Origin of the sequence: Acinetobacter lwoffii (assembly GCF_024129435.1) — a bacterium.
GTDB lineage: Bacteria > Pseudomonadota > Gammaproteobacteria > Pseudomonadales > Moraxellaceae > Acinetobacter > Acinetobacter lwoffii_F.
This window is the reverse complement of the sequence record NZ_JAMXXN010000028.1, coordinates 18109-31757: the sequence shown is the minus strand read 5'-3', so window position 1 is coordinate 31757 and position 13649 is coordinate 18109. Positions and strand designations below refer to the sequence as shown.

At 45.6% G+C, this 13649-nt stretch carries 14 protein-coding genes and 1 pseudogene; 3 read left to right on the top strand and 12 right to left on the bottom strand.

From position 1 onward, the window contains the following. The 3 genes from NI455_RS13465 to NI455_RS13455 all read left to right on the top strand — a co-directional run. Positions 1–881, top strand: an 881-nt coding sequence (locus NI455_RS13465) for an IS481 family transposase (RefSeq protein ID WP_253114629.1), incomplete at its 5' end; no start/stop codon positions are given. A 79-nt stretch (positions 882–960) separates the two neighbouring features. Beyond that, positions 961–1344 carry a hypothetical protein gene (locus NI455_RS13460; RefSeq protein ID WP_253114626.1) on the top strand — a complete coding sequence of 128 codons (384 nt, stop codon included), beginning with the start codon at positions 961–963 and terminating at the stop codon, positions 1342–1344. A 100-nt stretch (positions 1345–1444) separates the two neighbouring features. Beyond that, positions 1445–2332, top strand: a complete 888-nt coding sequence (locus NI455_RS13455) for an EamA family transporter (RefSeq protein WP_253114624.1) — start codon at positions 1445–1447, stop codon at positions 2330–2332. Between the two features lie 74 nt (positions 2333–2406). Here the strand turns inward: NI455_RS13455 and pcaD are convergent, their stop codons facing one another. The 12 genes and pseudogenes from pcaD to NI455_RS13395 all read right to left on the bottom strand — a co-directional run bounded on the left by pcaD (position 2407) and on the right by NI455_RS13395 (position 13587). Further along, on the bottom strand, positions 2407–3186 hold the full coding sequence (gene pcaD, locus NI455_RS13450) for a 3-oxoadipate enol-lactonase (protein ID WP_243474304.1): 780 nt from the start codon (positions 3184–3186) through the stop codon (positions 2407–2409). 59 nt (positions 3187–3245) lie between these two features. Beyond that, on the bottom strand, positions 3246–4451 hold the full coding sequence (gene pcaF, locus NI455_RS13445) for a 3-oxoadipyl-CoA thiolase (RefSeq protein ID WP_253114620.1): 1206 nt from the start codon (positions 4449–4451) through the stop codon (positions 3246–3248). Positions 4452–4584: 133 nt separating this feature from the next. Beyond that, positions 4585–5241: a 3-oxoacid CoA-transferase subunit B gene (locus NI455_RS13440; protein ID WP_253114618.1), complete on the bottom strand. Its 657-nt coding sequence runs from the start codon at positions 5239–5241 to the stop codon at positions 4585–4587. Positions 5242–5260: 19 nt separating this feature from the next. Next, entirely contained in the window at positions 5261–5932 is a 672-nt protein-coding gene (locus NI455_RS13435; protein ID WP_004731110.1) for a 3-oxoacid CoA-transferase subunit A, read from the bottom strand. 37 nt (positions 5933–5969) lie between these two features. Beyond that, complete coding sequence (benE, locus tag NI455_RS13430) at positions 5970–7190, bottom strand: benzoate/H(+) symporter BenE (protein WP_004894958.1); 1221 nt, start codon at positions 7188–7190, stop codon at positions 5970–5972. A gap of 58 nt (positions 7191–7248) precedes the next feature. Further along, a complete protein-coding gene (gene benD / locus NI455_RS13425; protein WP_004731107.1) occupies positions 7249–8034 on the bottom strand; it encodes a benzoate diol dehydrogenase BenD in 786 nt (261 codons plus the stop codon). A 17-nt stretch (positions 8035–8051) separates the two neighbouring features. After that, a complete protein-coding gene (benC, locus tag NI455_RS13420) occupies positions 8052–9068 on the bottom strand; it encodes a benzoate 1,2-dioxygenase electron transfer component BenC (RefSeq protein ID WP_086044945.1) in 1017 nt (338 codons plus the stop codon). Positions 9069–9161: 93 nt separating this feature from the next. Then, positions 9162–9653, bottom strand: coding sequence for a benzoate 1,2-dioxygenase small subunit (benB, locus tag NI455_RS13415; RefSeq protein WP_247143750.1), 492 nt, complete (start codon positions 9651–9653; stop codon positions 9162–9164). After that, positions 9650–11027: pseudogene (benA, locus tag NI455_RS13410) on the bottom strand (benzoate 1,2-dioxygenase large subunit). Before benA ends, benB begins: the two are co-directional and overlap by 4 nt. 71 nt (positions 11028–11098) lie before the next feature. Continuing rightward, on the bottom strand, positions 11099–12019 hold the full coding sequence (gene catA / locus NI455_RS13405; RefSeq protein WP_005251908.1) for a catechol 1,2-dioxygenase: 921 nt from the start codon (positions 12017–12019) through the stop codon (positions 11099–11101). A 154-nt stretch (positions 12020–12173) separates the two neighbouring features. Beyond that, a complete protein-coding gene (catC, locus tag NI455_RS13400) occupies positions 12174–12464 on the bottom strand; it encodes a muconolactone Delta-isomerase (RefSeq protein ID WP_253114615.1) in 291 nt (96 codons plus the stop codon). A gap of 13 nt (positions 12465–12477) precedes the next feature. Then, on the bottom strand, positions 12478–13587 hold the full coding sequence (locus NI455_RS13395; RefSeq protein WP_253114612.1) for a muconate/chloromuconate family cycloisomerase: 1110 nt from the start codon (positions 13585–13587) through the stop codon (positions 12478–12480). Positions 13588–13649: the final 62 nt, after the last annotated feature.

Here is a 13649-nt window from a genome sequence, read left to right as displayed (position 1 = left end):
TGATCAATAAATCCCGTCGAGTACCAAATTTAAAAAACCGTGTAGATGATGCTACTGAACAGGCTGTTATTGATTTCGCAATTCAATATCCCGCATATGGTCAGCACCGTACTAGTAATGAATTACGCAAGAAGGGTGTATTCGTTTCAGGGAGTGGGGTTCGCTCTATATGGCTTCGTCATGATTTAGAAAACTTTAAGAAGCGTTTAAAAGCACTTGAGGCTAAAGTGGCACAGGATGGTATTGAATTAAATGATCAGCAGATTGCGGCACTTGAACGTAAGCATGAGGATGACGTTGCTTGTGGTGAAATCGAAACAGCTCATCCAGGCTATTTAGGCGCCCAAGACACCTTTTATGTCGGGAATCTCAAAGGTGTTGGACGAATCTACCAACAAACATTCATCGACACTTATAGCAAGGTCGTTCATTGCAAGCTCTATACAACAAAAACACCGATTACAGCGGCTGATTTACTCAATGATCGTGTGTTGCCATTCTATCAATCTCAGGACTTACCAATGCTTCGCATCCTCACAGACAGAGGTACTGAGTATTGCGGTAAGGTAGAACAACATGACTATGAGTTGTATCTGGCAGTTAATGATATTGATCACACGAAGACAAAAGCAGCTTCGCCGCAAACAAATGGTATCTGTGAGCGTTTCCATAAGACGATTTTGCAGGAGTTCTATCAAATTACGTTTAGGAAGAAGCTTTATAGCTCATTGGAAGAATTACAAGTTGATCTAGACGATTGGCTGAAATTCTATAATACTGAACGGACTCATCAAGGAAAAATGTGCTGTGGTCGTACACCACTTGAAACTTTACTTGATGGAAAACGGATTTGGGCTGAGAAGAATTTAGCTCAAATTTAACCTGACAGGCACAATAAAAAATGGGTAACTGTCAGATCAGGTTTGAGCTAGTACAACTTATAGCTTTGTTGCAGCAACAATGTTTTCTATACCTTTTGTGGAATTAGGTGCATTAATTGGAGCATTTTTCTATTTTGATGGAAAGCTACCTACTGGTATGTGGTTTATTTCTATTCCCTTCATTACTTTAATTTTAATTACGTTATATCTTTTAAAAATTTCTTTACAAGACAAAAGAGCAGTCCAATCTCAAATGATGCAGCTAGAACTTCGCATGGCACTGTGTCAGTTCATCCATAACTATGCTGAAGATTCAGAAAAACTGCATAAGAAAAATGCAGCAGGCTTTGAGAAATTTGAAAATATTATCTTTTCACCGCTAGTTTCATCTGATGACAAGATTCCAACCACCTTTGATGGAATGGAGCAACTTGCCAAATTAGTGAGTGAATTTAGAAAGTAATCCAAACTTTCCGCTATCGGCGAGTATCCTATTTTTAATTAGTCAGTCCTTTTGTTAAGACATAGAATTAATTCACTTTTGTAGTAATAGCGATCAGTAGATGGCATTCAGCTGGATTTTTTTCACTTTAATTGCTGCATTTATGCAGGCTTGGCGCAACGCCTTTCAAAAACAGCTCAGCACCACGGTCGATGTGTGGGGAGTCACCCTGGCACGCTTTATTTTCGGTTTGCCATTCGCTGCGCTTTACCTGAGCAGCCTGTATTATTTCAAGCCAGTTGAAAGTGTGATTCACTTTACGCCCAAGTTCTGGGTCTATGTGGTGATTGCGGGTTGCAGTCAGATTTTAGCTACGGCGCTGATGGCACAACTGTTCAAGCAAAAAAATTATGCCGTTGGGGTGGGGCTGGCGAAAAGTGAAGCCATTCTTGCAGCCATTATTGGCGTGACCTTTTTAGCAGATCATTTGTCATTCCTGGCCTGGATTGGTGTGGCGCTGGGCGGATATGCGGTATTTTTATTGAGTAAAGGCCAACAGGTCAGCGGGTTTTCAGCGAGAACATTGGCGATCGGGATTGGCAGTGGATTAAGTTTTGCCATTACCTCGCTTCTGGTACGCGAAGCCAGTCTGGAATTAAGCACTTTACCCACCTTGCATCGTGCGGCCTGGGTGCTGTTAATGGTGATCAGTTTTCAGTGCCTGAGTATGCTGCTTTACCTCAGCCTATTCAGTCGCCAGACTTTAGTGGCCATGTGGCAGCGTCTGGGCTTAACTTTTAAGGTGAGTGTGTGCAGTTTTATGGCATCACTCGGCTGGTTTACTGCCATGAGCATGATGAGTGTGCCGGTCGTGAAAACCTTAGGACAAATTGAGATTCTGTTTAGTATGCTGATTTCGGCATATTTCTTTAAAGATAAACTGGCACGTGCGGAGCATTGGGGACTAGGCTTGGTAGTGATTGCGGCGATTCTAGTAATCTGGGCCTGATGCAGCACTAATTTTTTAAATCTAAGTATAAAAAAGCCACTGATCAACAGTGGCTTTTTCTTTGCATTTATTGTTTAAGCTGCGATAAATTTCTGAACTGCCTGATTAAAGGCCTCAGGTTGTTCCACATTGGAAATGTGCGAGGCATTGATTTCAAACAACTGGCTTTGTGCAATTTCAGCTTGCATGGCTTGACCATCTGCAACAGTCGTTACGGGGTCTTGCTGACCGGCCACAATCAGTACCGGCACTGAAATCGTTTTGATCTGTTCACGTAAATCCGCCTTAGCCAAAGCTTCGCAACAACTTGCATAACCTTCCGGGCTGCCAGCTCCAAGGTCGTTTGAAAGTTCTGCAACTGTCGCTGCGTTGCTTTGGATAAAGGGTTCGGTAAACCAGCGTGATGCTGCAGTTGATGCAATCGGTGCCAGACCTTGTTCACGCACCAACGCGGCACGTTCCAGCCAGGCTTGTTCCTGACCAATCTTGGCAGCAGTATTGCAAATAATCACGTGGCTAAAACGTTCAGGCTTGTTAATCGCTAACCATTGACCGGTTAAACCGCCCATCGAGATACCACAGAAAGCGGCTTTCTGGATGTTCAGGTGATCCAGCAGATTCACTACATCCTGTCCTAGCTGGTCCAGGCTATACGGACCTTGTGGTGCAGAGGAAGCGCCATGACCACGAGTGTCATAGCAAATGACAAAATAGTCTTGCTGGAAAAATTCAATTTGTGGTTGCCACATGCTGAATTTAGTACCCAATGAATTAGAAAAAACCAGGGCAGATTTGCTGGCATCACCAAAGGTCTGGTAATTGATCTGGGCATCGTTGGATGTAAATGTTGGCATTGAAATCCCTCCCGACCTCCCTTTAAAAAAGGGAGGAGGTTTATCTTTTTAATAGGTTGTTAGACGCGTTCAATAATCAAAGCGATGCCTTGACCGACACCAATACACATTGAACATAGAGCGTATTGACCACCAGTCTGTTCCAGTTGGTTCAGTGCTGTAGTTACAAGACGCGCGCCAGATGCACCCAGTGGATGACCTAAGGCAATCGCACCGCCATTTGGATTGACTTTCTCTGAACCGTCTTCGATACCCAAGTCACGCGTACAAGCCAAAGCTTGTGCTGCAAAGGCCTCGTTCAATTCGATCACATCCATCTGTTCAATGGTCAAACCTGTTTGTGCCAACAGTTTCTTGATGGCAGGCGCAGGACCAAAGCCCATGATACGTGGTTCAACACCCACAACCGTTGAGCCAATAATTTTGGCACGTGGTTTTAAGCCGTGTTGAGCAACTGCTTCATCAGATGCGATTAATAGGGCAGCCGCACCATCGTTAATTCCTGAAGCATTACCCGCCGTTACCGTACCATCTGCTTTCACCACAGGCTTCAGTTTTGCCAGAGCTTCTACAGTTGTAGATGCACGTGGATGTTCATCAGTATCGACAACGATCGGCTCGCCTTTACGCTGCGGAATCACTACAGGAATAATTTCATTGGCAAAGAAACCATTGGCCTGCGCTGCTGCGGTACGTTGCTGGCTGGTCAGGGCAAACTTGTCCTGGTCTTCACGGTTAATATTGAACTGTTCCGCCAGATTTTCAGCGGTTTGCGGCATGGTTTCTACGCCGTACATGTCTTTGAGTTTCGGGTTGATGAAACGCCAGCCCATGGTGGTGTCTTCAATCTTTTGGCTACGGCCATACGCCGTTTCTGACTTGCCCATCACGAATGGGGCACGCGACATGCTTTCTACACCGCCGGCAATGATCAGATTGGCTTCACCGGCTTTAATCGCACGTGCTGCCATTGCGATTGCATCCATTGATGAACCACAAAGACGGTTCACTGTCGTTGCTGGAACCTGATAAGGCAGGCCTGCAAGCAGCGAAGACATGCGACCGACGTTACGGTTATCTTCACCGGCCTGATTGGCACAGCCATAGATCACGTCATCGACCTGTTCCCAGTTCACACTTGGATTGCGTTCCATCAACGCTTTAATTGGCAGCGCACCTAAGTCATCAGCACGGACAGGCGCGAGGCCACCGGCATAACGACCGAATGGGGTACGGATGGCATCGATAATATATGCGTTTTTCATTGTGTATTTGCTCACATATTTAAAAGAAGAAAACTCCTCCCTTTTTAAAGGGAGGTTGGGAGGGATTTAAGGAAGTAGTTTTATTCCTCAAATCCTCCCTAAATCCCTCCTTTAATAAAGGAGGGACTTCCCCTTAATTTGATTGAGTCGCATCAATCAGTTTGGCACCGGTCATTGACTGCAATTCTTCAAATGACAGACCTTCAACTTTCTCAATCACTTTCATACCTTCAGGTGTCACATCAATCACACACAGGTCGGTGTAAATACGATCCACACATTTCAGGCCAGTCGCCGGATAAGACAGTTCAGCCACAATTTTTGGCTCGCCTTTTTTGGTCACGTGATCGGTCGTAATAAAGACTTTCTTCGCGCCAACAGCCAGATCCATGGCACCGCCCACCGCTGGAATTGCATCTGGTGCGCCAGTATGCCAGTTGGCCAGATCGCCATTTTCAGCAACCTGGAAAGCACCCAATACTGCGATATCTAAGTGACCGCCACGCATCATGGCAAATGAATCACCATGATGGAAGAATGAACCGCCTTCAAGTAGGGTGACGAATTCTTTACCGGCATTGATCAGCTCAGGATCGCGGTCTTCTTCAGCAGGAGGAGGACCGAACGCCAACAGGCCATTTTCAGAATGCAGGAAAACGTCTTTATCGCTTGGCAGGTAGCTTGAAATCTTTGTTGGTAAACCAATACCGAGGTTCACATAGGTGCCATCAGGAATATCTTGTGCCACACGTTCAGCGATCTGGTCACGGGTCAGTTTGCTATAGCTCATTATTTATCTCCGATGCCAATTATTGTGCAGGCTTAACTTGAACAACGTGTTGAACAAAAATTCCCGGGGTGATGATGTGCTCTGGATCCAGTGCACCCAGTTCAACCACTTCAGAAACTTGAGCAATGGTCACATCTGCTGCCATTGCCATGATCGGGCCGAAGTTACGCGCAGATTTACGGTAAACCAGATTGCCCCAACGATCGCCTTTAGAAGCTTTAATCAAGGCAAAGTCAGCTTTAATCGGATTTTCTAAAACGTAGTCTTTACCTTCGTAGTTCATGGTCGGTTTGCCTTCAGCCAGCAAGGTACCAAAACCGGTAGGCGTGTAGATTGGACCTAAACCCATACCAGCCGCCTGAATACGGCAAGCCAGATTACCTTGTGGTACCAGTTCCAGTTCAATTTTTCCAGCACGATACAACTCGTCAAATACCCAGGAATCAGACTGACGCGGGAAAGAGCAAATGATTTTACGAACAGCACCCGCTTTAAGCAGTTTCGCCAGACCATAGTCGCCATTACCGGCATTGTTGTTAACAATAATCAGGTCTTTAATACCCAATTCGATCAGACCATCAATCAGTTCAGCAGGCTGACCCGCTGTACCGAAACCACCGATCATAATGGTAGAACCGTCCTTGATCTGGGAGAGTGCTTCTTTTAATGATAATGAACTTTTATCTATCATAATCTGGTCCTTACATATCCTAAACTGATGGATGTCTTTAAACTCGTTTTGAATCTGATGCTGTAACCGGAACTGCGTTACGGTTTTTTTGTGACAGCAGAAAATGTGCTACCAGGCCAATGCAAATTCCCCAAAAGACTGAACTCAGCCCCAAGAAATGCATGCCGGAAGCAGTCGCTAAAAAGGTGATCAGTGCTGCATCACGTTGCGACTCTTTGCCCATAGCCACGGAAATGTTGGTGGCAATCGCACCCAGTAATGCCAGTCCTGCCAAAGCCGCAATTAATTCCTTCGGCATCAGGCTAAACAGCATGACAATGCTGCCGGCAAATAAGCCGCCTAAAATATAAAAAAGCCCATTCGCTACACCGGCGATATAACGCTTTTCTTTCAGCTCGTGAGCGTCTTTGCCTAAACACAATGCAGCCGTAATCGAAGCCAATACAATCGTGATACCCCCAACACAGGCCACTGCAAGCGAGGCAATACTGGTCGCACTGATAATCGGCTTGGCTGGCATGTCATAACCACTGAGTTTGATAATCGCCATTCCCGGTAAAAACTGGCCAGACAGGCTGACCAGAATCAGGGGGAGGGCCAGATTCAGGGTTGAACTCCAGGTCCATTCTGGTGCAATAAATTGCGGAATCGCCAGACTGAAATCTGCTGTGACCGGGTTAATCTTACCCAATAACATGCTTAAAACCACACCCGCAACCAGCACCCAGACCATGGCATAACGTGGACTGAAACGCTTGGCCAGCAAAAATACCGCCAGCATGCCAAAGACGATATAGGGCATGGTATCGGTCGCGGTAAACAACCCTAAACCAAACTGCAGTAAAATCCCCGCCATCATTCCGGCAGCGACTTCCTGGGGAATCCAGGACAGCAATTTGTCGAAATAACCGGTAATCCCAATGAAAAAAATCACCACGGCAGAGGTGATATAGGCAGCAACCGCTTCATTGAGCGAAATGTCGGGAAACAGCGTGACTAATAAAGCCGTTCCGGGCGCAGACCAGGCGGTGACGACAGGTATTTTGTATTTAATTGATAAAAAGATACCTGCGAGCGCAGCACCAATAGAAATTCCCCAAATCCATGAAATCATCATGTCCGGGGAAACTTGGGCTTGCTGCGCCGCCTGGAAAAAAATGATCAGTGGCCCCGAATAGGAGATCAGGACTGCTAAAAATCCTGCAACAGTGGCTGAAATGGACCAATCATTTTTTAATGTCTGAAACAGGGTGTTCATTGGTGATGTGCCTCCTTGCGTCGAACCATGAGCCTGTTAAAAATCGTGATGATCAGGATTAGCCCTGATCACCACCACCGACCGGTACTACTGTACCTGTCATATAAGATGATTCATCCGAAGCCAGGAATACAATTGCATTCACTTGCTCCTGAATCGTACCGTAGCGTCCCATGAAAGTACGGTCAATGGTCTGATCAACCACTTGCTGCATCCATTGTTTTTCAGATTCAGTCAGTGGATTGGCATTGCGCGGTACTTTACGTGGTGGTGCTTCAGTACCACCCGTCGCGATCGCATTGACACGGATTCCGTCTTTAGCATGTTCAAAGGCAAGGGAAGCGGTCAGGCCGTTCACACCACCTTTCGATGCCGAATATGGCACACGGTTAATGCCGCGTGTCGCAATAGAAGACACGTTTACAATGGTACCTTTCTGATTTTTAATCATTTCCGGAAGTACTGCACGGCAGCACCACAAGGTCGGGAACAATGAACGGTTCACTTCCTTGATAATTTCCTCTTCAGAAAATTCCTCGAAAGGTTTCATCCAAATCGCGCCACCGACGTTGTTGATGAGCACATCGACACGACCATAGGTTTCTAGCGCTTTTTCAACGACTGATTGAGCACCAGCAAACGTTTCCAGATTGGCTTTGACCGTAATCGCATCACCGCCAGTCGCTTCAATTTCAGCCAGAACTTCTTCTACATAAGGGGAAAGGTCAGCCATGACGACTTGGGCACCTTCGCTCGCCACTTGCAGCGCGACACCGCGACCGATGCCTTGCGCGGCACCCGTCACGATTACAACTTTATTTTCAAATCTTTGACGATTAGACATTGAACAAATTCCCTCTATTAATTGGCAGAGAATTTTTCAAACAGGAAGCTTGCAGGTTTCACACCTTCAGCATCCAGCCAGCCGCGAACTGCTTCAACCATTGGTACAGGGCCACACAGGTAAACATCTACATCACCGCCATTTAGCCATTCGTTCTCAATATGACCGGTCACATAGCCTTTACGCTCATGTGCAGATTCTGGATTTGCTACTACAGTGCGGTATTCGAACCACGGGAATTTGTCTTGCAGTTCGTTCAGTTTTTCAATGGCAACCAAGTCGAAATCATTGGTCACACCAAATACTAAACGCACTGGATGTTCTGAACCTTTTTCTTCCAGCACTTGCAGCATTGACATGAATGGTGCAATACCTGTACCACCAGCCAGCATCAAGACAGGACGGGTCACAGGGCGCAGGTAGAAGCTACCAAATGGACCGGTAAAAGTCATCTTGTCGCCAGCTTTGGCATTTTTACTTAAGAATTCACTCATTTTGCCGTTCGGTACATTACGTACTACGAAACCGGTCAAACGGTCACTCGGTTTTGAGCTGAATGAATATGAACGGGTTTCGGTCGTGCCCGGAATTCCTACATTGACATATTGACCAGCAAGGAAGTGAATGTCCGGTTGACCTTCATCTAACTGGATGTCAAAAGTAATGGTCGAGTCAGACAGGTTTTCTACACGTGCCAAAGTACCCTGGAATTCATGAATTTCAGTTTTGCAGACTTCTGAAGATGCCTGAATCTGGAACACTGCATCTGAAGTTGGTTTACACTGACAAGCCAGAATAAAGCCTTCAGCGGCTTCTTCAGGTGTTAAAGCATCTTCAATATAAGTTTCTTCAGGCATGTCATAAGAACCTGATTCACAAAACGCACGACACGTTCCACAAGCACCATCACGGCAGTCCAAAGGAATATTGATCTTTTGACGGTAGGCTGCATCTGACAGTGTTTCACCATCTGAAACAGAAATAAAACGTGTAACGCCATCTTCAAATTGAAGTGCAACATTGTGGTTTGACATGGCTGAATATCCTATATAAATCTTTGTAACTGGACCTTTCAGCCAATTTTCCATCTGGCTGAAAGGTTTTACCTGGCTGTAATAAAAACAGTCTTAAAGGTGATAGATGTCGATAACCTGATTGATGTAATCATTTTTCAGTACCACGTATTTGCTTAAAATTTGTGGTTTATCGCCTGAAAAATCGATTTCATAACGTGACATACCGAAGTAGCTATAGCTGTTTTTGTAACGGAAACTCAAGGTATTCCAGTTAAAACGTACAGTGACCTTGTCGCCATCACGTTCAACAAGTTCAATATTGCTGATGTTATGGCTGGTACGGGTATCCGGCATGGTTGCAGATGAACGTTCAGTCTTGATCCGGAACACGCGGTCTTCTAAACCTTGACGGTCTGGATAGTAAATCAACGAGATTTCAGACTGTGGATCTGTGGTCAGTTTGTCATCATCATCCCAGGCTGGCATCCAGAAAGACGCAGTCGGGGCATAACAGGTCAACCAGTCATCCCATTGTTCATCATCTAAAAAGCGGGCTTCTTGATACAGGAACTGCGCAATTTTTTCTAAAGTGATGTCGCTCATGCGTTTTCTCCTTCAGTAGATGCTGCAATTTCTTTTTCAGTTGCAATGCCTTTTTTGATCAGTTCTAACCAGTACTGGTGCTGAGCCAGGTATAGACCTTCATCTTCAGTTTTAATACCAGACAGTTTTGGTTTTAACCCAATTTCGTTGGCAGCATCGTCCGGGCCTTGGATCCAGTGTTTAGAACCACGGCACATGTCGTTCCATTCCAGCGCGATACCGGCATAACCTGCCTGACAAGCACGGAATTCTTCAAGATCGTCTGGGGTTGCCATACCTGAAGCATTGAAGAAATCTTCATACTGACGGATACGACGGGTACGGGCTTCCGGCTCTTCGCCTACAGGCGCGATACAGTAGATCGTCACTTCAGTCTTATCGACAGAAATCGGGCGCAGCACACGGATTTGTGAACCGAACTGATCCATGAAGTAAACGTTTGGATAGATACACAGGTTACGTGAACGTTCGATCATCCACTTCGCCATATTGCGCAATGTATTCATCTTTCTTGGCAAAGTTAGGACGGTCTTCCGGGTTAGCCCATTGCGTCCAAAGCAGCATATGACCGTGTTCAAAGCCGTAAGAACCACCGCCTTGTTTGCCCCATGAACCTGCGCTCATGGCACGGATGTTATCTCCAGCTTGTTTTTCTTTACGTTGCTGAGTCGTTGCAGCATAGTTCCAGTGTACAGCAGACACGTGATAACCATCAGCACCGTTTTCAGCAGTCAACTTCCAGTTGCCTTCATAGGTATAAGTCGAAGCACCACGTAAAACTTCCAGACCTTGCTCAGACTGATCCACGATCATGTCAATGATTTTGGTCGCTTCGCCCAGGTATTCTTCCAGAGAAGGAACATCCGGATTCAAGCTGCCGAACAGGAAACCTTTATAGTTTTCAAAACGGGCAACCTTTTTCAGGTCATGTGAACCGTCTTTGTTAAAGCAGTCTGAATAACCCGCTTCAGCCGGATCTTTGACTTTTAATAACTTACCTGAATTATTGAACGTCCAGCCATGGAATGGGCAAGTATAAGTTGCTTTATTGCCTTTCTTGTTACGGCATAATTGTGCACCGCGATGCGAACAGGCATTGATCATTGCATTCAGTTCACCTTGACGGTTACGTGCAATGATGATCGGCTGACGACCCATATAGGTAGTATAGAAGTCGTTATTGTTTGGAATCTGGCTTTCATGTGCTAGATAAACCCAGTTGCCTTCAAAGATGTATTTCATCTCAAGGTCAAACAGGGCCTGGTCTGTAAATACTGAACGGTGTAGTTTAAATTCACCAGATTCATAATCATCAACCAGTAATTCGTCAATGCGGTCTAAATGGCTGGTGTTAATTACGGGAATACGAGGCATGTCCTTTCTCCGACTTTCCAAGGGGGAAGTCAGCGGGATATATCTCACGGCATATCCCGCTTCTTAATGTATTAAGCGCTAGCGCGGCGACGATCAACTTCAGTAGAAGGTGCGTCTTGTTTCTCTTTCACAAGTTCAATATCAAATTGAATGTGTTTGAAAGGACCTTTCAGACCACGTTTTGCAATTTCAGCTTCATCAGTTACGTCAGCCGCAGTTGCCACTAGACCTTCACGAGTCGCGAATGCAAAGTCATCCCACAGGTATTGGTCGCCTTCAATATTGAATTGAGTTGTCAGCTTGCGGTAACCTGGTGCAGAAACGAAGTAATGCACGTGTGATGGACGGTTACCATGACGGCCTAATTTGTCCAGTACAAACTGAGTTGTACCTTCTGGAGGGCAGCCATAACCCACTGGCATTGTCGTCAATGCAGTATATTGACCATCGGCAGCGGTAATGATGCTGCGACGCAAATTAAAGTCAGACTGTGACTTGTCAAAGAATGAGTAGTTGCCCAGGCTGTTGGCATGCCAGATTTCAACTTTAGCACCTTCAACACGGTTGCCGTCAGTATCAGTCACTGTACCTTCAATGATCAGCGTCGGGATTTTGCCTTCTTCAGAACCATCGTCCATACGCGCAAAGCTTACTGTTTCAGGTGCGCCAGCGACATAAAGTGGACCTTCAATCGTACGTGGCGTACCGCCAGTAATACCTGCTTTAGCATCCGCTTCATCAGCACGTAAGTCTAGGTAGTGTTCCAGACCCAAACCTGCAGCCAATAAACCTAATTCGTTCGCTTGACCGGCATCAGTAAAGTATTCCAGACCTTTCCACAGTTCTGACTGAGAAATATCAAGATCTTCGATAGCCTGGAAAAGGTCACCCAATAAACGCACAACAACTTGTTGTACACGTTCATCTACAGGACCTGTCGCTGTATCAACGTTCATTTGCTTAACTAATGCATCAATTTCTTGGCGATTCATACTATTGCTCCTAAAGTATGTCTTTCATCTTTTAGTGGCGCACTTTTTTAGCTTTCATTGGCTGGCTAAATCTGGCTGGCCACAAGTCCTTTTGGATTACCCTCAGGTGTATGGGTGGGAAGGATTTTTTTATTTCCATTCCCGAATTTATTCATTACTTGTCATCATCCCGAATCGATGATGGATGGCGGTTCAATGCCATAACTTCGATGTTCATATACGGATAGAGCGGCAAGCCCTGTAGCAAGTTGTGCAACTCTTCATTGCTTTCAACATCAAAAATACTGATGTTTGAGTACTGGCCCGTGATGCGCCAGATATGACGCCATTTGCCTTGACGCTGCAATTCCTGTGAATAAGCCTTTTCAACAGCCTTAATTTCGTTTGCCTGTTCAACTGGCAGATCACGTGGAATGTTTACATCCATACGTACGTGAAAAAGCATGGGTTTCTCCTAATTACTGACGACGCAAGTTGTCAATCTTGTTTTCATCCAACTCAATCCCCAGACCTGGCCCTTTCGGAATCTCAAGTTCAAAGTTTTGATAGTTGAGCGGGGTTTTCAAAATATCTTCAGTCAGCAGTAGAGGACCAAACAGCTCGGTACCGAACGCCAGACTTTCAAAAGTAGAGAACACATGTGCCGAAGCAATCGTGCCCACAGGGCCTTCCAGCATGGTGCCGCCATACAGGTCAATACCTGCAAGTTTGGCAATCTTGCCTACTTCACAACCTTCAATCAGGCCACCCGACTGGGCAACTTTGACTGCAAAAACAGATGAACCGTTTTGTTTGGCAATCTCATACGCTGAGTGCGGGCCCATTAACGATTCGTCTGCCATGATGGCAACATCAAAACGTCGGGTCAGACGGCGCATGGCATCCAGGTTATCAATTGCACATGGCTGTTCAATCAGGTCAATGCCGCCGTCCTGGAGTAACTGAATGCCTTTAATCGCGTCCAGCTCTGACCAGGCACGGTTGACATCCACACGGATCGAAATGTCTTTGCCCAATGCCTGTTTAATGGCAAGCACATGTTCAACATCCTGTTCCACTGGGCGAGAACCAATTTTCAGTTTGAAAATATTGTGGCGTTTGGCCGCAATCATTTTCTGGGCTTCAGCAATGTCTTTCTCGGTATTGCCAGATGCCAGTACCCACAGCACTGGTACGCTGTCACGTAAACGTCCACCTAGAATTTCACTCAGTGGCTGGTTCAGACGTTGTGCCTGAATATCCAGCAGTGCAGTCTGAATGGCACATTTGGCAAAACGGTTACCATTAATATTCTTTTTGATGGCTTGTAATGTCTGTGCAACATTCAAACCTGATAATGTTTTTAAAAGAGGCGCAAAATAAGTTTCAATATTAACTTTTACGCTTTCCGGGCTTTCATCACCATAACCTAAGCCACCGATAGTTGTTGCTTCACCCCAACCGATGTAACCATCTTCAGTGGTGATTTTGACCAATACCAGGGTCTGGGTTTGCATCGTCGCCACTGCCATCTTGTGAGGGCGAATGGTTGGAATTTCTACCAGCAAGGTTTCAACTGACTTATACATAATACGGGTTCACATTCTTGCTTTAATGCTTTGACTTGATATACCTTAAAAGAATAATGTTG

Bases quoted from the DNA above. Each gene is read 5' to 3' on its own strand.
- NI455_RS13460 (WP_253114626.1), top strand. From the start codon at position 961: ATGTTTTCTATACCTTTTGTGGAATTAGGTGCATTAATTGGAGCATTT.
- NI455_RS13455 (WP_253114624.1), top strand. From the start codon at position 1,445: ATGGCATTCAGCTGGATTTTTTTCACTTTAATTGCTGCATTTATGCAG.
- pcaD (WP_243474304.1), bottom strand. From the start codon at position 3,186: ATGCCAACATTTACATCCAACGATGCCCAGATCAATTACCAGACCTTT.
- pcaF (WP_253114620.1), bottom strand. From the start codon at position 4,451: ATGAAAAACGCATATATTATCGATGCCATCCGTACCCCATTCGGTCGT.
- NI455_RS13440 (WP_253114618.1), bottom strand. From the start codon at position 5,241: ATGAGCTATAGCAAACTGACCCGTGACCAGATCGCTGAACGTGTGGCA.
- NI455_RS13435 (WP_004731110.1), bottom strand. From the start codon at position 5,932: ATGATAGATAAAAGTTCATTATCATTAAAAGAAGCACTCTCCCAGATC.
- benE (WP_004894958.1), bottom strand. From the start codon at position 7,190: ATGAACACCCTGTTTCAGACATTAAAAAATGATTGGTCCATTTCAGCC.
- benD (WP_004731107.1), bottom strand. From the start codon at position 8,034: ATGTCTAATCGTCAAAGATTTGAAAATAAAGTTGTAATCGTGACGGGT.
- benC (WP_086044945.1), bottom strand. From the start codon at position 9,068: ATGTCAAACCACAATGTTGCACTTCAATTTGAAGATGGCGTTACACGT.
- benB (WP_247143750.1), bottom strand. From the start codon at position 9,653: ATGAGCGACATCACTTTAGAAAAAATTGCGCAGTTCCTGTATCAAGAA.
- catA (WP_005251908.1), bottom strand. From the start codon at position 12,019: ATGAATCGCCAAGAAATTGATGCATTAGTTAAGCAAATGAACGTTGAT.
- catC (WP_253114615.1), bottom strand. From the start codon at position 12,464: ATGCTTTTTCACGTACGTATGGATGTAAACATTCCACGTGATCTGCCA.
- NI455_RS13395 (WP_253114612.1), bottom strand. From the start codon at position 13,587: ATGTATAAGTCAGTTGAAACCTTGCTGGTAGAAATTCCAACCATTCGC.